Origin of the sequence: Roseovarius halotolerans, from assembly GCF_900172255.1 — a bacterium.
GTDB classification, from domain to species: Bacteria; Pseudomonadota; Alphaproteobacteria; order Rhodobacterales; family Rhodobacteraceae; genus Roseovarius; species Roseovarius halotolerans.
On sequence record NZ_FWFU01000004.1, the window covers coordinates 277957 to 298490 of the forward strand.

16 protein-coding genes are annotated in these 20534 nt (G+C 63.6%); 13 read left to right on the forward strand and 3 right to left on the reverse strand.

What is annotated here, in order from left to right; all coding sequences use genetic code 11:
• Positions 1-24: 24 nt before the first annotated feature.
• Genes ROH8110_RS16135 through ROH8110_RS16150 form a run of 4 tightly spaced genes read left to right on the forward strand, consistent with a single transcriptional unit; the run spans position 25 to position 5946 of the window.
• On the forward strand, positions 25-1227 hold the full coding sequence (locus ROH8110_RS16135) for an acetyl-CoA C-acyltransferase (protein ID WP_085818778.1): 1203 nt from the start codon (positions 25-27) through the stop codon (positions 1225-1227).
• Positions 1227-2414: an acyl-CoA dehydrogenase gene (locus tag ROH8110_RS16140; protein ID WP_085818779.1), complete on the forward strand. Its 1188-nt coding sequence runs from the start codon at positions 1227-1229 to the stop codon at positions 2412-2414. The genes ROH8110_RS16135 and ROH8110_RS16140 overlap by 1 nt, the downstream gene beginning before the upstream one ends.
• A 16-nt stretch (positions 2415-2430) precedes the next feature.
• Positions 2431-3834: an acylating sulfoacetaldehyde dehydrogenase gene (sauS, locus tag ROH8110_RS16145; protein ID WP_085818780.1), complete on the forward strand. Its 1404-nt coding sequence runs from the start codon at positions 2431-2433 to the stop codon at positions 3832-3834.
• Between the two features lie 12 nt (positions 3835-3846).
• A complete protein-coding gene (locus ROH8110_RS16150) occupies positions 3847-5946 on the forward strand; it encodes an acetate--CoA ligase family protein (RefSeq protein WP_085818781.1) in 2100 nt (699 codons plus the stop codon).
• A gap of 51 nt (positions 5947-5997) precedes the next feature.
• Here the strand turns inward: ROH8110_RS16150 and ROH8110_RS16155 are convergent, their stop codons facing one another.
• Positions 5998-7965: a metallophosphoesterase family protein gene (locus ROH8110_RS16155; RefSeq protein ID WP_085818782.1), complete on the reverse strand. Its 1968-nt coding sequence runs from the start codon at positions 7963-7965 to the stop codon at positions 5998-6000.
• Positions 7966-8399: 434 nt separating this feature from the next.
• Between ROH8110_RS16155 and ROH8110_RS16160 the strand changes: the two genes are divergently transcribed.
• Positions 8400-10355 carry an acyltransferase family protein gene (locus ROH8110_RS16160; protein WP_085818783.1) on the forward strand — a complete coding sequence of 652 codons (1956 nt, stop codon included), beginning with the start codon at positions 8400-8402 and terminating at the stop codon, positions 10353-10355.
• 201 nt (positions 10356-10556) lie between these two features.
• Here the strand turns inward: ROH8110_RS16160 and ROH8110_RS16165 are convergent, their stop codons facing one another.
• Positions 10557-11204 carry an RluA family pseudouridine synthase gene (locus ROH8110_RS16165; protein WP_085818784.1) on the reverse strand — a complete coding sequence of 216 codons (648 nt, stop codon included), beginning with the start codon at positions 11202-11204 and terminating at the stop codon, positions 10557-10559.
• An 80-nt stretch (positions 11205-11284) separates the two neighbouring features.
• Between ROH8110_RS16165 and msrC the strand changes: the two genes are divergently transcribed.
• From msrC to ROH8110_RS16200, 7 genes are all read left to right on the forward strand, one after another.
• Complete coding sequence (msrC, locus tag ROH8110_RS16170; protein ID WP_085818785.1) at positions 11285-11740, forward strand: free L-methionine (R)-S-oxide reductase MsrC; 456 nt, start codon at positions 11285-11287, stop codon at positions 11738-11740.
• 133 nt (positions 11741-11873) lie between these two features.
• Positions 11874-12446 carry a helix-turn-helix domain-containing protein gene (locus tag ROH8110_RS16175; RefSeq protein WP_085818786.1) on the forward strand — a complete coding sequence of 191 codons (573 nt, stop codon included), beginning with the start codon at positions 11874-11876 and terminating at the stop codon, positions 12444-12446.
• Between the two features lie 7 nt (positions 12447-12453).
• Positions 12454-13077: a LysE family translocator gene (locus ROH8110_RS16180; RefSeq protein WP_085818787.1), complete on the forward strand. Its 624-nt coding sequence runs from the start codon at positions 12454-12456 to the stop codon at positions 13075-13077.
• Positions 13077-13466, forward strand: a complete 390-nt coding sequence (locus ROH8110_RS16185; RefSeq protein WP_085818788.1) for a GFA family protein — start codon at positions 13077-13079, stop codon at positions 13464-13466. The genes ROH8110_RS16180 and ROH8110_RS16185 overlap by 1 nt, the downstream gene beginning before the upstream one ends.
• Complete coding sequence (locus ROH8110_RS16190) at positions 13463-13834, forward strand: GFA family protein (RefSeq protein ID WP_085818789.1); 372 nt, start codon at positions 13463-13465, stop codon at positions 13832-13834. The genes ROH8110_RS16185 and ROH8110_RS16190 overlap by 4 nt, the downstream gene beginning before the upstream one ends.
• Before the next feature lie 14 nt (positions 13835-13848).
• Positions 13849-16311 carry a GcvT family protein gene (locus ROH8110_RS16195; RefSeq protein WP_085818790.1) on the forward strand — a complete coding sequence of 821 codons (2463 nt, stop codon included), beginning with the start codon at positions 13849-13851 and terminating at the stop codon, positions 16309-16311.
• A gap of 121 nt (positions 16312-16432) precedes the next feature.
• Positions 16433-18880 carry a GcvT family protein gene (locus ROH8110_RS16200; protein WP_085818791.1) on the forward strand — a complete coding sequence of 816 codons (2448 nt, stop codon included), beginning with the start codon at positions 16433-16435 and terminating at the stop codon, positions 18878-18880.
• Between the two features lie 36 nt (positions 18881-18916).
• Here the strand turns inward: ROH8110_RS16200 and ROH8110_RS16205 are convergent, their stop codons facing one another.
• Positions 18917-20089, reverse strand: a complete 1173-nt coding sequence (locus ROH8110_RS16205) for an acetyl-CoA C-acyltransferase (RefSeq protein WP_085818792.1) — start codon at positions 20087-20089, stop codon at positions 18917-18919.
• Positions 20090-20185: 96 nt separating this feature from the next.
• On the opposite strand from ROH8110_RS16205, the gene ROH8110_RS16210 reads away from it, so the two are divergent.
• Entirely contained in the window at positions 20186-20524 is a 339-nt protein-coding gene (locus ROH8110_RS16210) for an STAS domain-containing protein (RefSeq protein ID WP_085818793.1), read from the forward strand.
• Positions 20525-20534 lie beyond the last annotated feature (10 nt).

Consider the following 20534-nt stretch of genomic DNA (forward strand, 5'->3'; position numbering starts at 1 on the left):
GACGCCTATCGAAAGGAATGAACCATGCTCGATGCCTATATCTATGACGGCCTGCGCAGCCCCTTCGGACGCTCGGGCGGCGCGCTGTCCGGCATCCGGCCCGATGACCTTCTTGCCGAGGTGATCCGGCCGCTCATGAACCGCTCGCAACTGGACGGAAGCGCCATCGATGACGTCATCATCGGCTGCGGGAACCAGGCCGGCGAAGACAGCCGCTGCGTCGCGCGCCACGCCGCATTGCGCGCCGGACTGCCCATCGAAGTGCCAGGCACCGTGATCCAGCGCAACTGCGGCAGCGGGTTGGGCGCCATGATCTCGGCCGCGCACGCACTGACCTGCGGCGAGGGTGATGTGGTGATCTCGGGCGGCGTCGAAAGCATGAGCCGCTCGCCCTTCGTGATCGCCAAACACGCCAGGCCCTTCGCCCGTCAGCTCGACTGGTATGACAGCGCCGTTGGCGCGCGCTTCCCGAACCCGCAACTGGAAAAGGAATTCGGAAGCGACTCGATGCCCCAGACCGCCGACAATCTCGCGCAGGAACACGGGATCAGCCGCGAAGAAAGCGACGCGTTCGCGCTGCGCTCACAGCAAGGTTGGGCCCGCGCGCACGAAAACAACCTGTTCGCCGACGAGATCACCCCGGTTTCCGTTCCCGGCGGTCGCGGGCGCGATGACATCACCGTGGATACCGATGAACACCCCCGCCCCAAGACGGACCTCGAGGGGCTCTCGCGGCTCCGCGCCCTGAACCCCGACGGCGTCACCACCGCCGGCAGCGCCTCTGGCCTCAACGACGGCGCGGTGGCGCTGATGATGGGCAGCCGTGCCGCGGGCGACAAGATCGGCCGCGAGCCCATTGCCCGCATCCTTGCCAGCGGCGTGGCAGGCGTCCCCCCGAGGACGATGGGCTACGGCCCGGTTCCGGCCTCCAGTCTGGCGCTGGAGCGCGCCGGGCTTTCACTGTCGGATATGGCGGTGATCGAGATCAACGAGGCCTTCGCCGCCCAGGTTCTCGCCTGCATGAAGGGCCTCGATATCGCGGACGGGGATGACCGGGTGAACCCGAATGGCGGCGCCATTGCGCTTGGCCATCCCCTCGGCGCCTCAGGCCCGCGCATTGCCCTGACGGCCATCCACGAAACCAAGCGCCGCGGCGGGAAATATGCGCTGGCCACCATGTGCATCGGCATGGGCCAGGGCATCGCGATCGTCATGGAAGTGTTCTGATGTCCGATAGGCGAAAACCTGACTTCGATTGGCGCGATCCGCTGTTCATCGAGGACCTCCTCGACGAGGAAGAGCGGATGATCCGCGACGCGGCCCGCGACTTCGCGCAAAAACGGCTCATGCCGCTGATCCGTGACTGGCACCGGCACGAAACCTTCGACCCCGATATCATGCGCGAACTCGGCGACATGGGTTTCCTCGGCATGCAGATCGAAGGTTACGGCTGCGCCGGGGCCAGCTATACCGCCTATGGCCTCGTCGCGCGCGAACTGGAACGCGTCGACGCCGCCTTCCGTTCGGCTTGTGGTGTGCAGGGCGGTCTGGCGATGACGCCGATCCACCTCTTCGGCAGCGAGGAGCAGAAGCAGAAATACCTGCCGCCAATGGCGCGCGGGGAACGCATCGGCTGTTTCGGCCTGACCGAACCCGATGCCGGATCGGATCCGTCGCGCATGCGCGCCCGCGCCCGCACGGTGGATGGCGGCTATCGTCTGAGCGGCAACAAGGTCTGGATCACGCATGCCTCCATCGCGGATGTCTTCGTGGTCTGGGCGCGCGACGACGAGGGGACCGTGCGCGGCTTCATCCTCGAACGTGGGCAAAGCGGCCTCGAGACGCGCAAGATCGAGGGCAAGTTCTCTGTCCGGGCCTCACCGACCGGCGAAATCTTCATGGACGATGTCTTCGTCCCGCAAGACCAGGTTCTGCCCTCGGCAAAAGGGCTGTCAGCACCGCTCACCTGCCTGAACCGCGCACGTCTGGCGATCTGCTGGGGCGCGATGGGGGCAGCCGAGTTCTGCTGGCAGGCCTCCCGCGACTATGTCCTGGAACGCCATCAGTTCGGGCGCCCGCTCGCCGCAAGCCAATTGGTGCAGGCGAAGCTCGCCGAAATGCAAAGCGAGATCGCGCTTTCACTGCACGCGACCCTGCGGCTCAGTCGGCTGCAGGACGAAGGCCGCGCAACCCCGGAAATGTTCTCGCTCGTCAAACGCAACGCGGCCCGCAAGGCGCTTGAAATATGCCGGACAGCCCGGGACATGCATGGCGGCAACGGCATATCCGACGAATATCACGTCGTCCGCCACATGCTGAATCTCGAGGTCGAGAACACGCTTGAGGGCACGTACGACATTCACTCGCTGGTGCTGGGCGCCGCGCAGACAGGCATTCGCGCCTTCGCCGGCTGACAGGAAGGATCTCAACATGACTTCAACAGAACCGCGAACGACGATACAGGGCCTTGTCGAAAAAGCCCGCAACGCGATGGCGCAGTTCGCAGACGCGACGCAGGCACAGGCCGACGAGGCCGTCACCGCCCTGGCCTGGGCGATCTATGAACCCGGCCGCGCAAGAGCCTTGGCCGAAATGGCCGTGGCGCAGACCGGCCTTGGCGATATCGAAAGCAAGATCGTCAAGAACCAGCGCAAGACCTTCGGATGCCTGCGCGACCTCAGCCGCGTGCGAAGCGTCGGCGTGATCGAGGACATGCCCGCGAAAGGCATGGTGAAATACGCCAAGCCGGTGGGGGTCGTCGCTGCCGTGACGCCTTCCACCAACCCGACGGCCACGCCCGTCAACAAGGCCATGTTCGCAATCAAGAGCCGCAACGCTGTCATCATCGCGCCCTCTCCGTCCGGATGGGGCGCGACCTCGGCTGCCGTGGATTATATGCGCGCGGAACTCGAGAAATGCGGCTATCCGGCGGATCTGGTGCAGATCCTTCCAAAGCCCGTCAACAAGGCTCTGACGCAGGAACTGATGGAACAGGCCGACCTCGTCGTCGTGACCGGCTCGCAGAACAACGTGCGGCGCGCCTATTCCTCGGGAACGCCAGCCATCGGGGTCGGCGCAGGGAACGTCCCCGTCGTCATCGACGCGGATGCGGATCTTGACGATGCCGCGGTCAAGATCTGCCGCTCCAAGACCTTCGACAACGCCACCTCCTGTTCCTCCGAGAACTCGCTCCTGATCCACGACTCCGTCTATGATGACGCCATCGCCGCGCTGCGCCGGGCGGGTGGCCATCTCTGTTCGCGCGAAGAGAAAGAGCGCATCCGCGAAAGGCTCTGGACAGACGGCAAGCTGAACCGCCAGGTCATCGCCAAGGACGCCGACACGCTCAGGGACATCTTTGAACTCGGCCCCGAGGCGCAGGGCGCACGCTTCTTCATGGTCGAGGAAGACCGGCCCGACCCCGACAGCCCGTTCACCGACGAAAAGCTGTCTCTGGTGCTGACGGTCTACCGTGTGCGCGACATCGACGACGCCAAGGCGCAGCTCGATACGATCCTCGACGTCTGCGGCAAGGGCCATTCCATCGGTATTCACACCAACACCCCTGCACATGCCGAACAACTGGCCGAATCCATCGATGTCGTGCGCGTCCTGGTCAATCAGGCGCACACCATGGGCAATGGCGGCAGCTTCGACAACGCGCTCGAATTCACCCTCTCGATGGGCGGCGGGACCTGGGCCGGCAACTCGATCACCGAGAACCTCAACGCCCGTCATTTCATGAATGTCACCCACCTCGTGCGAACCATTCCGCTGGATCAGCCACCAGAGGAAGAGCTGTTCGGGGCATACTGGAAGCAGCACGGAAGATAAGGAAACGAACGCATGAAGGACTGCAACGGGCGCGACGCCCTCGACTGCCTGCTCTCACCTAGATCCATCGCCATCGTCGGCGTCTCAAGCGACTTCAACAAGCTCAATGGCCGGGTGATGAAATTCCTGCTGGAAAAGGGCTACAACGGTAAGATCTTCCCCGTGAACCCGAAATACGAGGAGGTCGGCGGCCACCGTTGCTTCGCCGCGATCGGCGATATCGGCGAGGCCCCCGAACTTGCCGTCATCTCCGTTCCGGCAAAGGTCGTTCCCGAGCAGCTCGAAGCCGCCGGCAAGGCCGGTGTCCGTGCGGTCATTGTCTTCAGCTCGGGCTTCGGCGAAATGGGCGAGGAAGGCCTCGAAAAAGAGCGGCAGGTGGTCGAAATCGCAAGGCGCCACGGAATGCGGCTCTGCGGTCCGAACACGCTGGGGGTGATCAACGCGTTCGAGGGGGCCTTCGCCACCTTCACGCAATACGGCATGGGCAGCACCAATCCGGGCCCGGTCGGCTTTGTCACGCAGTCGGGCGCATTCGGCACCGCCATCGCGGCACTGGCGCGCAAGCGCGGGCTTGGCCTTGGCTACTTCGCGAATACCGGGAACGAGACCGACGTGACCTTCGCGGATTGCCTCGGCCGTATCGTCGAAGACCCGCGCATCACCACGCTCGCGGGCTATATCGAGGGAATCACCGACGGCCCCGGCTTCGTTTCGGTCGCACGCCGCGCGATGGAACTGGGCAAACCGCTGGTTGTCACGAAGGTCGGGCGCACCGCATCCGGCGCACGGGCCGCATCATCCCATACCGGGGCACTTGCCGGCGAAGACGCGGTTTTCGACGGCATCGCGCGCCAGCACGGCGTGATCCGCGCCCGCAACGAGGAACACATGCTCGACATCGTGGACATGTCCACGACCACCGCCTGCCCGGCGGGTCGCGGCGTCGGTATCGTCACCCAGTCCGGCGGCGCGGGTGTCCTGATGAGCGACCGCGCCGAAGAGGTCGGCCTGAACGTGCCGCAACTCTCCGAAGAAACGGTTGCGCGCCTGCGCGATATCCTGCCCGCCTTCGGCGCCGCCGGGAACCCGGTGGATGTCACGGCGCAATTCATCGCCGATCCTTCGATGCTCAAGGAAAGCGTGAAGGCGGTGCTGGACGATCCCAATGTGCATGTGGCCGCCGTCTGGTTGCAGCTCATGGATGGCTTCGTCGACACCCTCACCCGGACATTCCGCGAACTGAAGGAAGAGACCGACAAGCCCTTCGTGGTCTCCTGGGTCGCCGCACCCGAAGAAGGCCTGCGCGCGCTGCGCGAACTCGGCATCTGCGCCCTGCGCGGGGCCGAGCCGACCATCGATGCAATCGCGGCGCTGGTCGACTGGGAAGAGGCCCGACAGGCCCGCCTCGCCGATACAGCCGCACCATCCGATCCCCCCGCCCTGCCCGCGCCCGGCCCCGGCTTCGTCCCCACTGAGAAATCCGTCAGCCTTCTTCATGATGCCGGCGTGCCGGTGGCCCGTGTAGGGCTTGCAACCACATGCGAGCAGGCGATCGAACATGCCGAGCGGATCGGCTGGCCCGTCGCGCTCAAGATCGAGTCGCCGGACATCCTCCACAAGACCGAGATCGGCGGCGTCGAGATCGGGCTCAAGGATGCCGAAAGCCTGCGCGCCGCCTACGAACGCATCACCGGACGCGCGGCCAAGGCCGCGCCCCAGGCCCGTATCGACGGTGTCATCGTTCAGGAAATGGGCAGCGGCACGGTCGAAATGGTGATCGGCCTGCGCCGGGATCCCGGCTTCGGTCCCGTCGTCATGGTGGGCATGGGCGGCATCCTGATCGAGGTGCAAAAGGACGTGGTCTTCAACCGCGCCCCCGTCACCGAGGCCGAGGCGTCGCGGATGCTCGACAAGCTGAAAGGGAAGGTGATGCTCGATGGCGTGCGTGGCGCACCGCCCGTCGACCGCGCGGCGCTCTGCCGGATGATCAGCGCCGTGTCGCGCTTTGGGGCCGCATCGGCAGACTGGCTTGAAGAGCTGGACCTGAACCCGGTCCTGGCCGGGCCAGACGGCGTGATCGCCGTGGATTGCCTGCTTATCTCAGAGAACTGAGCCGCCAAATGCACGTGCCGCCCGGATAAATCCGGGCGGCCCGATCAGAAATCAGCCCGCGCCGGACCCGATCCGCAGGATCAATTCGGTTTGCGGGGTATCGCCCGGCGCCGCGCGCAAGCCGCTACGCGGGCAGATCCAATCGCCATCCGAAGCCTCGCACGCCTCTCCCACCCAAAGACGCTGCCCCGCCTTTTCAAGAACCGGGCTGTCACCGGATGCAGCCGTCCAGCCGCCCTCGACGGTTTCCAGCGCAATAGCCGAGATCAGCTCCCCGGCCAGCCTCGGATTGAACCGGCGATCGACCAGGCCGGTGCGCGTGAAATACCCGCGATCGGCATCGTCCATCGTGTCGAGGACGACATCGATGCCAAAACCAATCCCCGCCAAGGTCGTTTCCGCGAAGCGTTTCGCATTCTCGACCGGGTCATTGAATTCTTCCGCCGGGCTGGCCTCGGTGGATTTCGCGTAAAGCACCGGCGCGCAGCCTGTCTGCGCCGCAAAGCCGGAAAGGCTGCGGGCCGTTGACCAGGACGAGACGCTGCGCGCAATGGTGAACTGCGCACCATCGATCAGATCGGGATGCTGGCGCATGAAGGCGTCAAGCTCGTCACTCTCGGCCAGCGTGAAACCGTGGCTGATCAAGTGATTGAAACGCGCTCCGGTATGCTTGGCGCCGTCCTTGCGATTGACCCTCGAAAGGATGATCCGCAGATCGGCCTCGGCCTTCAGTGCCAGGATATCCTTCGCAAGTTCGTCGGCCTCTTCCCAGTTCAGGACCAGTTCAAGGCGGTCCAACAGGCCGCCATGCCGGACCAGAAGCGCCCTTTCGGCCTCATCCGGCATTCCGTAAAGGTAGACTTGGAATAGATGGCCAAGCCCCACCATGATCTCCATGCGGCGGCGGATGCGCGGATCAGCCAGGTCCTGAATCGGAACCCGCAGACCCTTGAGCCCCATTTCCCACATCGCCATCAACGGGTAATCGTTGCGCGCCCGCTTGCGGCGAAACTCGTCGACGGCACCGGACGGGGCAACCACCAGTTCCTCGGCCCAGGCGTGGCGCATATCCACGAAAGCATGGCTCAGACCGCCCGTCTTGACATGCGGGCGCGGCGCGACCGGCCTGGCCGCCCCGCCCTTCGGCGCAAGCGTCGCGCCATAGCTGCGATGATACTTCGCGACATGCCCGTTCTCGCGGATTTCCAATGTCAGGAAACCCAGCTTCGCGGCATCGTTGCGCCCCTTCTGATCGCCGCCATCTATTCGGTACATCTCTGAATAATCGTGACGCACGAAACAGGTGGACGGGGTGATGTAATATGCCGTTTCCCCGATCTCGTCATACCAGAAATTATGGACATGCGCACTGAACAGGGCCTCTGGCTTGTATGTCCGGATGAGGTCCAGGAACCAGCTGCGCGCAGGTTCCTCGATATTGTCATAGCTGCCGGGTTCATCGGGGTCGCTGATATAGGGCGGGTAATGGCTGAAGACGAAGATCCGCTCGCCCTGGTGCTTCGCCAGGTAACCTTCAAGCCACGCGGCCTGCTCGGCCTCGGCTGGATCGCCTGAGTTCATCAAAGGCGCGTTGACGATCACGAAATGGCAGCCATTGCTGACGACCGCATAATAGTCCTTACCGAAATGCTTGCGATAAAGCGCGATGAAGTCGCTGTTCACCATGCCTGCGGGCATCCATTTCACGGGTTTGTCCCCGATGTCGTGATTCCCCGGCACCAGGTGGATCGGCGCCTTCAGATCTGCGGCAATCGCATGGAAATTATCCGCCGCCGGCCCGTAACTCTCGAGTTCCGGCACGGGGTTCACCATGTCGCCCAGATGAATCGTCAATTCCGGCGCGATCTGGTTGACCTGCGAGAAGACATGCCGCGCCCGCGGGTTCGCCTCCGCGTTGGCCGGGTAAGGCGAGGCCGAGAAATCCTCTTTTTCATTCACATGCGTGTCCGAGACGATCGCAACTTTGAACAGGATCTCGCCGAGCGGGTTTTTGGTCATATTGCTTCTGCCTGAAAATTGAATTCAGAACTCAGTTATCACAATATTAGCATGATAGAAAGAATTGATCCGCCCATCCACGATGCGCCCGCCCCCTCAACCAGGCGCGATGCCGGCCCGGACACCGACGCGATACCGACGTGATACAGACGCCATGCCGAAGGCGTTTTTCCATGTTAATCAGTTTGTTGAGCAGATTCGCTGCTCAACATTTCGGCTTGCCCCCAAACCGCACCCCCACAAACCCCGCCCCAGGTCGCTCAGGCGAAACCCGCATTCGGGGCGCCATTCTGCTGAACAGCATTTACAGACCCACGCGAATTTCCTAGATCCAGCGAGCACTCGAAGATCGCTGCCGCCCTTGACGCGGCTTCGCTGCCCCGCTCAATCGCGACAGTCGACGTCGCTCCAAACCACATAGCGACGCATGTAACATGACGAGTTCAAGCCTTTACCGCCCCGAAGTCGACGGCCTTCGGACAATCGCTGTCCTCAGCGTCATCCTCTTCCATGCCGATTTCGTTCTGTTCGACCATTCGCTTTTGCCGGGCGGCTTCATCGGGGTGGACGTGTTCTTCGTGATCTCCGGCTACCTCATCTCACGCCTGATCATGAACGATCTCGACCGTGGCCGCTTCTCGTTTGCGGATTTCTATGAAAGACGCATCCGCCGCATCCTCCCGGTGCTTCTGCTTGTCCTTCTCGCTTCGACGCCCTTCGCCTATTTCTGGCTGATGCCGCGCGCGACCGAGGAATTCGGCCTGTCGGTCCTGACCTCAATCTTCTTCAGCTCGAACATCCTGTTCTGGTCGCAGGATCCCTACTGGGCGGTCGAAAGCAGCCTGAAACCCCTGCTGCATACATGGTCCCTTGCCGTGGAAGAGCAGTTCTATCTCGTCACGCCCTTCCTTCTGATCGTGCTGCACAAACGCGATTCACGTATCGTGCTCGCCATTCTCGCCCTGCTTTTCGCCGCCTCTCTGGCGCTTGCTCATGTGACCGCGCGCAGCCATCCCAGCTTTGCCTTCTACATGCTGCCCACACGGTTCTGGGAAATGCTCGCAGGCGTGATCCTCGCCGTGGCTGAACGCAATACTGGCCGCGCCACGCATGGTGCGCTTGCCCGGATCATGCCGTCCCTCGGAATCGCGATGATCCTGCTCAGCTGCGTGGTCTTCGATGAAGCCACCCGCCATCCCTCGCTGCTCACCCTTCTGCCTGTGGTCGGCACCATGCTGGTGATCCGCTTCGGCTCGTCGCAGGACGCAGGCTCCCGCCTCCTGTCCAGCAAGGTGTTCGTCGGGATCGGCCTCATCTCCTATGGGCTTTATGTCTGGCACTTCCCGATCTTCGTCTTCGGCGAGATCATCGCCGAAGGTGCCTCCAACGCGCGGCGGCTGAGCTGGGTTGTTCTGACATTCGTGCTGGCCACAGCCTCGTATTTCCTTGTGGAAACGCCGCTGCGCCGCCGCCAATCACTGTCCTTCGGCAAGGCCGCGGGCATAATGACCGCACTGGCCCTGCCATCCTTGGCGCTGGCCGTCCTGGCCATGTCGACCAATGGGCTCAATGCACGGTTTCAAAAGGTCTATGCGCTCTATGGCGATGCGGAAATCGACAATACGCTGCTGCAGGCGGAAAGCCGGGTGGCCCTGGCCCGACCCCGTAACTGGACTAGCCCCGACCGCACCCGTATCCTGATCACCGGCGACAGTCACTCGATGGATACTTACAGCATGATCGTCCAGCATGCTGAAAGCTATCCGGACATGACATTCCTCCGGCGGCCTTTCACGGTCACGCCATCCGACAACAGCTGTTTTCTGGACGATCACGCCAAAGCGGCGCGCCTGTTCCGAAGCGCTGAATACGAAACCGCTGAAATCGTGCTGATCTCCGAGAGGTTCCGTGTCATCAAAGCTCAGCTCGACTGCCTTGAAAGATACATCCAGCGGCTCAAGGCGGACGGCAAAGACGTGGTGCTGGCCTCCCTTGGCAATCTCTACGGATTCCCTAAGATCGATTTGGACGGCTCTGACCATTTCCTGAAACTGCATCTGCGCGAGACATACCTGACGGCGGCTGATGAATATTTCCTCGAGGGCGGGACACCACAGACGCTCCCGACCTACGAGCGCCGGTATTTCGATCTGCTCTGGGAGGAAATGATCACACCCGTGAATGCCGCTCTGACGGAAATCGCCGCGCGCCACGACATCCGCTTCCTTGCGAAGCAGGATTATCAATGCGACGCCGAGGCCCGCCGTTGCCCGCTCATCACACCCGAAGGGCGCAAGATCTATTACGACAACAACCACCTCACAGTCGCCGGCGCGCACTACCTTGGCGGAATCGCCGCCAAGATGGGCTGGCTCGATATCAAGGACTGAGCCGGTCCAGGACAACCCCGGCCGATTACCCGGATGAAACTGAGGCTTCATCTTGCCCGAAATACTCCCGCCGGAGGCACCCGACCACCCGGCTGGCCCGGCACATCGCCGCCCGCAATACCGACGCGATACCGACGTGATGCAGATGCGATACCGAAATCTGTTTTTGTTTCTTTACAGTGGCTTACGCTGAGCTGCCGTTCAAAACGGCGGTTTGGCCCGAAACCGCATCCCCGCACCCCCATCCGGATGGCGCAGGCGTAACTCCTCGGAATGCAGCATCAAACGCGGATGTTGAGCCGCCAAGCCCGTGGCGTAAAGCGGATCGCCCAGGATGGGATGCCCCATCGCCAGCATATGCACCCGCAACTGATGGCTGCGCCCGGTGCGCGGCATCAGGCGAACGCGGCTTTCGTCCGCGTTCTGGCGCAGGACCCGCCAGTCGGTCACCGCTTCGCGGCCGGTCTCGTGGCAGACTTTTTGGCGCGGGCGGTTCGGCCAATCGACTATGAGCGGCAGGTCCACAATGCCGGACTTGGGCGAAAGCTTCCCCCAAACCCTTGCGATATATGTCTTTTTTACCTGGCGCTTTTCGAATTGCAGCCCCAGGTGTCGTTGTGCATGCGGGCTGAGGCCAAATACCATCACGCCCGATGTGTCCCGGTCCAGCCGATGCACCAACAACGCGGTCGGGAACGCCTCCTGCGCGCGCGCCAGCAGACAATCGGCCAGATGCGCGCCCTTGCCCGGCACGCTCAACAGGCCGGCGGGCTTGTTGAGCACAAGGATCTCATGGTCCTCGTGCAGTACCTCCAGAGGGTCCTGCGGCGGGTTGTATTCGCTCTCCATGCGCCGCCCATTACACCAGCACCGCGCCCGGTGCCACACCCCTCTGGCGCGGCAGCGCACGCTGTGGCAAGACATCGGTCATGCGCATTGATTATGACAGCACACTGAAAACCATCGCTTCGCTGACCAGCGACGAAACCGACGTCATTTCCCTGATGGCGACAGTCGTTTGCGAATTGCATCACGCAGATGACCGCTTCGACTGGACGGGTTTTTATCGCGTCACCGAGCCGGGGATGCTCAGGATCGGCCCCTACCAGGGCACGCATGGCTGTCTGGTGATCCCGTTTTCGCGCGGGGTCTGCGGTGCGGCGGCCAGTAGCGGCACGGTGCAGCTTGTCGATGATGTCGATGCCTTTCCGGGCCATATCGCCTGCGCCAGTTCGACCCGCTCCGAGATCGTCTTGCCGGTCTGTGATGCGGAACGGCAGCTGATCGCGGTGCTCGATATTGACAGCGACCAGCCCGCCGCCTTCGATCAGTCCGACGCGACGGGGCTTGCGCGGATATTGAATGATGTTTTCTGCAGATCGTAAGATTTTGAAATAGTTCAGTAATTATTCCAGCCAGCGAGCGCCCCACAACTCAAGTGAAATTTTGTTTGATTTTTTCACGGAATCATCCCACCGTGAAATTGTAGCCAAAATTTTCACGGGGACGCGCGCAGCGATGCACCAATCCAATCCCGACCGCCCCCCGACGCTTGGCGCCGACCTGCGCACCCTGCGCAAGGCACGTGGCCTGACCCTGTCGGAGATGGCCGAGCAGCTCGATCGCTCGGTCGGTTGGCTCAGCCAGGTGGAGCGCGACCTTTCGGACCCCTCCATCACAGATTTGCGCCATATCGCCGCCGCGCTTGGCGTTCCCGTCTCGATGCTGTTCGGCCAGCCCACTGCCCCGGCGCATGAGGCCGGCCATGTGGTGCGCCAGGGCGCGCGCCGGCGGATCGGTTCGGGCGCCGCTGGGCTGATCGAAGAGCTGCTCTCGCCCGACCTCACCGACGATTTCGAGATGGTCCACTGCACCTTCGAACCCCATAGCCGCATTGGCGAAACCGTCACCCGCCCCACGCAGGAGGTGGGCTATCTTCTGTCCGGCAAGCTAGACCTCGAGATCGGCAACGACACCTTCACCATCCATCCGGGCGACAGCTTCCGCATCCGCGAAGAGCCCTTTGCCTGGATCAACCCCTATGACGAACCGGCCGTGGCGATCTGGGCGATCGCCCCGCCGGTCTATTGAGGCCGCCATGAGCTGGGACGCCTGGACCGTTTTCGCGCTGTTCTGGGTGATCTTCGTGACTACGCCGGGGCCAAACCACTTGAATTGCATCCGCACCGGCATGGGCCATGGCTTTCGCCGCGGGCTTTGGTGCGTGGCCGCCATCCTGCTGCAGGCGACGCTGTTCCTGGCGCTGTCGGCGGCGGGCATCACCGCCCTCATCGCCGCCTCTCCGGCGGCGTTCACCGCTGCCAAACTGCTGGGCGCGGGGGTGCTTATCTGGCTGGGCGTGCGGGGCTGGATCATGGCACGGCGGCCGATCCGGGCCGAGGAAACCGCGCGCGGTTCGATCTTCTGGCGCGCCTTCATGATTGCAACCATCAACCCCAAGAGCGTTGCAGGCTACCTTGCCGCCTTCAGCCAGTTCGTGCAGCCCGATGTGCCGATCTGGACCCAGATGTGGGTGATCTTCCCCACCGCCCTCAGCATCACCGCGATCAGCTATACCTCCTTCACCGCGCTTGGCGCGGGACTGGGTCGCGCCGCTCTTGGCGCGGTGTTCAACATCTGGCTGCGCCGCGCGATGGCGGTCTGCTTCATCCTTTACGGCATCGCGCTTGGCAGCGCCACGGCACCGGCGGGAGGGTCGTGATGTTTCACGGATCTTGCCTCTGTGGCGCCATCGGCCTGACCATTGACGCCCCGCTCAAAGACCCGATCGCCTGCCATTGCGAGCAGTGCCGCCAGCAATCGGGCCATTACTTCAGCGCCGTTCCCGCCCCCAAATTCGCCCTGCACGTCACCGGCGACACCAACCTCAAGTGGTTCCGCGCCAGCGACATCGCCAGCCGCGGTTTTTGCAAGGTCTGCGGCTCGACACTGTTCTGGCGCCCCGATGACGGCCCCACAATCATGGTGGCCTCGGCCGCGCTCGACACGCCGACCGGCCTGCGCCTCTCGGGCCATTACTGGTGCGATCACAAGGGCGATTACTACGCCATCCCCGACGCCCTCCCCCGATACCAAGGAGACAGCAAATGACCACCGGAAGATGCCTCTGCGGCGATATCACCTTCACGGTTCACGCCACCCCCGAGGGTGCCTCGGTCTGCCATTGCAGCCAGTGCCGCAAGCAATCGGGGCATTTGTGGGCCTCGGCCTATGCACCGAAAGACGAGGTCGAGATCAACGGCCCGGTGCAGTGGTTCGAGGCGACGCCAGCCGCCAAGCGCGGCTTCTGCCCACGCTGCGGTTCATCCCTGTTCTGGACCGCCCATGACGAGGGCACGATCAGCTTCGCGCTTGGTGCGCTCGACGAACCAACCGGGCTCAGGCTCGAAAAGCATATCTTCACCGCCGACAAGGGCGACTATTATGACATCGCGGACGGTGTGCCGCAAAAGCCCTGAACGGAGCATCTCACATGGCCGAATTTCCGACAACAGCCCGCGTGGTCATCATTGGTGGCGGAGCCGTGGGGGCGTCCTGCCTCTATCACCTCGCAAAGGCGGGCTGGCACGATTGCGTTCTCTTGGAAAAGAACGAACTGACCGCCGGCAGCACCTGGCACGCGGCGGGCAACGTGCCCACCTTCTCGACCTCCTGGTCGGTAATGAACATGCAGCGCTACTCGACCGAGCTTTATGCCCGTCTCGGAGCCGAGGTCGACTATCCCATGAACTACCACCAGACCGGCTCGATCCGCCTTGGGCACAGCATCGAGCGAATGCAGGAATTCGAGCGCGCCCGCGGCATGGGGCTCTATCAGGGCATGGATCTCGAGATACTCGCCACAGACGAGATCAAGGCACGCTATCCCTTCATCGAAACCCACGATCTGCAGGGCGCGCTTTTCGACCCCAATGATGGCGATATCGACCCCGCGCAGCTGACACAGGCGCTGGCCAAGGGCGCGCGCGATCTGGGTGCGAGGGTGCTGCGTTTCTGCCCCGCAACCGGCATTGACCGGAGCGGCGACGAATGGATCGTCAAGACCGACAAGGGCGATATCCGCTGCGAACACGTCGTCAACGCCGCGGGCTATTACGCACAGCGCGTCGGCGAATGGTTCAAGCCCTTTGGCGGGCGGACCGTGCCAATGATGGTGATGAGCCATCAATACCTGTTGACCGATGAGATCCCCGAACTCGAAGCCTGGTCGCGCGAGGTGGGCCACAAACTGCCGCTCCTGCGCGACGTGGACAGCTCCTATTACCTCAGGCAGGAAAAGCACGGGCTCAATCTCGGCCCCTACGAGGGCAATTGCCGCGCCCACTGGATCGAACCCGGCGATCCCATGCCCGAGGATTTCAGCTTTCAGCTCTATCCCGACGATCTCGAGCGCCTGGAATGGCATATCGACGACGCCATCGCCCGGGTGCCGATCCTCGGCGCCGGGGGCGTGAACAAGGTGATCAACGGCCCCATACCCTATGCGCCGGACGGCTTGCCGCTGCTTGGCCCGATGCCTGGCGTGCCCAATGCCTTCGAGGCCTGCGTCTTCACCTTCGGCATCGCCCAGGCCGGCGGCGCGGGCAAGGTGCTGGCCGAATGGATCACAGAAGGCGGCACCGAATGGGACATGTGGGCCTGCGATCCGCGCCGCTATACCGACTACACGGATCCCGACTACTGCATCGCCAAGGGGATGGAGGTCTATGGCCACGAATATGCCATGCATTTCCCGCGCCATGAATGGCCCGCAGGGCGCGATCGCAAACTCTCACCCGTGCATGACAGGATCAGGGCGCTCGGCGGCGTCATGGGTGCGTATAACGGCTGGGAGCGCGCAAACTGGTTCGCTCGGCCCGGTGACGACACCTCCGAAGCGGCCACCCGGACCTGGAACCGCGCTGGACCTTGGGAGCCCCGCATCCGCGAAGAATGCGAAGCCGTGCGCGACGCCTGCGGCATCCTCGACCTGCCCGGATTTTCCCGCTTCAACATCGAAGGCCCGAACGCAGCTGATTGGCTTGCCTCCCGGATCACCGGCGTCGTGCCGCGTGTCGGGCGTATCGGCCTCGTCTATTTCGCCGATGAGCGCGGGCGGGTCCTGACCGAGATGTCGGTCGTACGCCACCGTGACGACCTCATGACCCTGATCACCGCCGCCGCTGCCGAATGGCATGATTTCGACCTGCTCGCCTCGGCGCTTGCAGGGGTCGACGGCGTCACCCTCACCAACCGCACCCGGGATTACATGACGCAGATTCTTGCCGGGCCCGGATCGCGCGCGCTGCTTGGGGACCTGTGCGACGCGGATCTTGCACAGCCCTGGCTGACCCACCAGGCGACCGAGATCGCCGGGCGTTGGGCACGGCTCGTGCGGGTCTCCTTTACCGGCGAACTGGGCTGGGAAATCCACACGAAGACCGAGGACACCGCCACCGTATTCGACGCCGTCTGGCAGGCGGGGCAGGCGCATGGCCTCAAACCCTTCGGCATGTATGCGCTCGACAGCCTGCGCATGGAAAAGGCCTACCGCGCTTGGAAGGGGGATCTGAGCACCGATTACACCATGCTCGAAGCCGGGCTCGAACGTTTCGTGAAATTCGACAAGCCACAGGACTTCCCTGGTAAATCCGCCCTCCTCGCCGAGCGACAACGCGGCCCGGCCAAACGCTTTGTCACGCTCAAGGTCGAAACCGGCGCTGCAGATGCCCCTTACATGTCAACCATCCGCCACGACGGACAGATCGTGGGCGAAACCACCAGCGGTGCCTGGGGCTACCGGGTGAACGCCTCGCTCGCCCTTGCCATGATCCGCGCCGATCTCGCCACGCAAGGCACCGTGCTCGAAATTGACATCTACGGCACGCCCCACCGCGCCACGGTTCAGCCCGATGGCCCGCTCTGGGACCCCGCCAATGAAAGGCTCAAGGCATGATATCCCCGCCCCTCTTCTTCTGTTTCGAAATATCCCGGGGGGTCCGGGGGGCAGCGCCCCCCGTCCAGTCGGACGCTTCTGCGTCCAAAACCGCCCCATCCAGGTATAACGAGGCCCACGCATGACCGTTCTTCCCAATCAGGCCCGCGCCGTCATCATCGGCGGCGGCGTGGTCGGCTGTTCCGTCGCCTATCACCTCACCCGGCTGGGCTGGCGCGACGTGGTGCTGCTGGAACGCAAGCAGCTCACCTCCGGCACCACCTGGCACGCGGCGGGCCTGATCGCGCAACTGCGCGCCACCGCCAACATGACGAAACTGGCCAAATACAGCCAGGAGCTCTACGGCAGTCTCGAACAGGAGACCGGGGTCGCCACCGGCTTCAGGCGGGTGGGTTCGATCACCGTGGCCCTCACCGACGAGCGACGCGAGGAAATCCTGCGTCAAGCCGCCATGGCCCGTGCCTTCGGCGTCGATGTCGACGAGATCAGCCCGACTGAGGTCAAGGCGCGATACCCCCATCTCAACATCGACGGGGTGCGCGGCGCGGTCTATCTCGACAAGGATGGTCAGGGCGATCCGGGCAATATCGCGCTCGCCCTGGCCAAAGGCGCACGCCAGCGCGGCGCGGTGATCGCAGAGCGCACCAAGGTTACCGGCGTTACCCGCGCGGATCGCCGCATCACCGGCGTGGACTGGCAGCGCGAAGACGGCAGCCATGGCCATATCGCCGCCGAACATGTGGTCAATTGCGCCGGGATGTGGGGGCGTGAGCTGGGTGCGATGCTGGGCGTGAACGTGCCCCTGCAGGCCTGCGAGCATTTCTACATCCTGTCCGAGCCGATCGAAGGTCTCGGCCCGCTGCCGGTGCTGCGGGTGCCGGACGAGTGCGCCTATTACAAGCAGGACGCCGGCAAGATGATGCTGGGCGCCTTCGAGCCGGTCGCGAAACCCTGGGCGCTTGGCGGCATCCCCGAGGATTTCGAATTCGACCAGCTGCCGGAGGATCTGGACCATTTCGAGCCCATCTTGGAATGGGCCGTGAACCGCATGCCGATGCTGGGCGAGGCGGGCATTCACACTTTCTTCAACGGACCGGAATCCTTTACGCCCGATGACGCCTATCATCTTGGCCTTGCTCCCGAGATGGACAATGTCTGGGTCGCCGCTGGCTTCAACTCCATCGGCATCCAGTCGGCGGGTGGCGCGGGCATGGCGCTGGCGCAATGGATGGAGGACGGCGAAAAGCCGTTCGATCTGGGCGATGTCGATGTCGCCCGGATGCAGCCATTCCAGGGCAATCGCACCTATCTTGCGCGCCGTTCGACCGAAACGCTCGGGCTGCTTTACGCCGATCATTTCCCCTATCGCCAGAAGGCCACCGCGCGCGGCGTGCGCCGCAGCCCGCTGCATGCGCACCTGCTGGACCATGGCGCCGTCATGGGTGAGACCGCCGGCTGGGAGCGCGCCAACTGGTTCGCTCTGCCGGGGCAGGACCGCGCCTATGCCTATTCCTGGGGGCGGCAGAACTGGTTTGCCAACGCCGCCGCCGAACACGCCGCGATCCGCACGGGCGTCGGCATGTATGACATGTCCTCATTCGGCAAACTGCGCGTCGAAGGCCCCGATGCCGAGGCGTTCCTGAACCATGTCTGCGGCGCGGATATCTCGGCGCCGGTGGGGCGAATCGTCTATACCCAATTCCTCAATCCCCGCGGGGGGATTGAGGCCGACGTGACCGTCACGCGCCTGTCCGAAACTGCCTGGCTCGTCGTCACACCCGCCGCCACAAGGCTGGCCGACGAAACTTGGCTGCGCCGCAACCTCAGCGAACGGATCGCCGTCATCACCGATGTCACCGCAGCCGAGGCCGTTCTGGCCGTGATGGGCCCGGAGGCGCGCGCATTGATGCAGGCGGTGTCACCCGATGATCTATCGAATGCGGCGCATCCTTTCGGCACCGCCCGCCAGATCGAGATCGGCATGGCCCTCGCGCGTGCGCACCGTGTCTCCTATGTGGGCGAGCTGGGCTGGGAGATCTATGTCTCGGCGGACATGGCCGCACATGTGTTTGAAACCCTGTTCGAGGCGGGTGCGGATCACGGGCTGAAACTGTGCGGGATGCACGTGATGGACAGCTGCCGCATCGAAAAAGGATTTCGTCACTTCGGCCATGACATTACCTGCGAGGATCATGTTCTCGAGGCGGGCCTTGGCTTTGCCGTATCCAAAACCAAACCCGCCTTCATCGGTCGTGACGCCGTGCAGCGCAAGCGAGACGAGGGGCTTGGCGCCCGCATGATGCAGTTCCGGCTGACCGACCCCGAGCCGCTGCTCTATCACAACGAGCCGATCCTGCGTGACGGGCAGATCGTGGGTTATCTCTCGTCTGGCAATTACGGCCATCACCTGGGCGCGGCGATCGGAATGGGCTATGTGCCCTGCAAGGGCGAAACCGTAGACGGCCTGCTGGCCTCCAGCTACGAGATCGACATCGCCGGAACGCGGGTGCGCGCCGAGGCAAGCCTCAAGCCACTTTATGATCCGACGGGCGCACGCATGAAGGCATAGCCGCGCCCGACAGGCGCACGGCAGCGGCGCGCGCGGTCACGCCAGCTCGATCGCGATCGCCGTGCCTTCGCCGCCACCGATGCAGATCGCCGCGACGCCGCGCCTGAGCCCGCGCTTTTCAAGCGCGTTCAGCAGCGTCACCATGATGCGCGCGCCGCTGGCGCCGATCGGGTGGCCGAGCGCGCAGGCGCCGCCATTCACGTTCACCTTGTCGCGCGACAGGCCCATTTCATGCATGAAGGCCATAGGGACAACGGCAAAGGCCTCGTTCACCTCCCATAGGTCCACATCGTCCTTGCTCCAGCCGATGCTGCTCAGCAGTTTCTGTGCCGCGGGAACGGGCGCAGTCGTGAACCAGCCGGGTGCCTGCGCGTGGCTTGCGTGCCCCATGATGCGGGCACGCACCGTCAACCCCTGCGCCTCGGCCGCTGCGCGCGAGGCCAGCACAAGCGCCGCGGCACCATCGCTGATCGAACTGGAATTCGCCGCAGTCACCGTACCATCCTTGCGGAAGGCCGGTTTCAGATGAGGGATCTTGTCGGGCCGCGCCTTGGCCGGTTGCTCATCGGCGCTGATCGTCACCTCGCCCTTGCGGGTGGTAATGGTGACCGGCGCGATCTCGCCATCGAAGGCGCCCGATTTCTGCGCCGCCAGCGCCCCCTCCAGCGAGCCGATGGCATACTCGTCCTGCGCCTGCCGGGTAAACTGGAAGTGTTCGGCGCAATCCTCGGCGAAGGTGCCCATCAGGCGGCCCTTGTCATAGGCATCCTCAAGCCCGTCGAGAAACATATGGTCGATGACCTGCCCATGGCCCAGACGGGCGCCGCCGCGCATCTTGGGCAAAAGGTATGGCGCCATCGACATGCTTTCCATTCCGCCCGCGATCATCGTATCGGCCTGGCCAAGGGCGATCTGGTCGAAGGCCACCATCGCCGCCTTCATACCCGAGCCGCACATCTTGTTGAGCGTCGTGGCTGGAACGTCCTCGCCAAGACCGCCGGCAAATCCGGCCTGCCGTGCGGGGGCCTGGCCTTGGCCTGCAGGCAGGACACAGCCCATCAGAACCTCGTCGACGCTTTGAGCGCCCGCGCCGTCCAGCGCCGCGCGAATGGCCGCGCCACCCAGAACTGCGGCTTCGACTCCGTCGAAATCGCCCTGGAACCCGCCCATCGGCGTGCGTGCAGCACCTGCGATGACCACCTCTTTCATGGCTCGTCCTCCCTTTTCAAGACACCTGCATACCGAATGGTAAGGAATGCGGTCTAGCCTCAGCCGTATTTCTACCTATCGCCCGAAGGAGGCAACATGAACCTGCACAGCACCCATGGCAACGGCATCAATCTGATCACCGTCACCGATACCCGCATCGATTCAAGCGTCGCCATCAGTTTCAAGGACACAATGCGCACCCTGACCGAACAGGGCCCCGACCATATCCTGCTGGATCTCTCCAATGTCGCTTTCATCGATTCCAGCGGCCTTGGTGCCATCGTTGCCTCGATGAAGCAGCTTGGGCGCGGCAAACAGTTGGATCTCGCAGGGCTGACGCCCGATGTCGCCAAGGTGTTTCGCCTGACCCGGATGGAGACCGTGTTCAACATTCACAAGAATGCCGCCAGCCTTGTCCCTCGCCCGGTCAGCTGAAGGGGTCTTC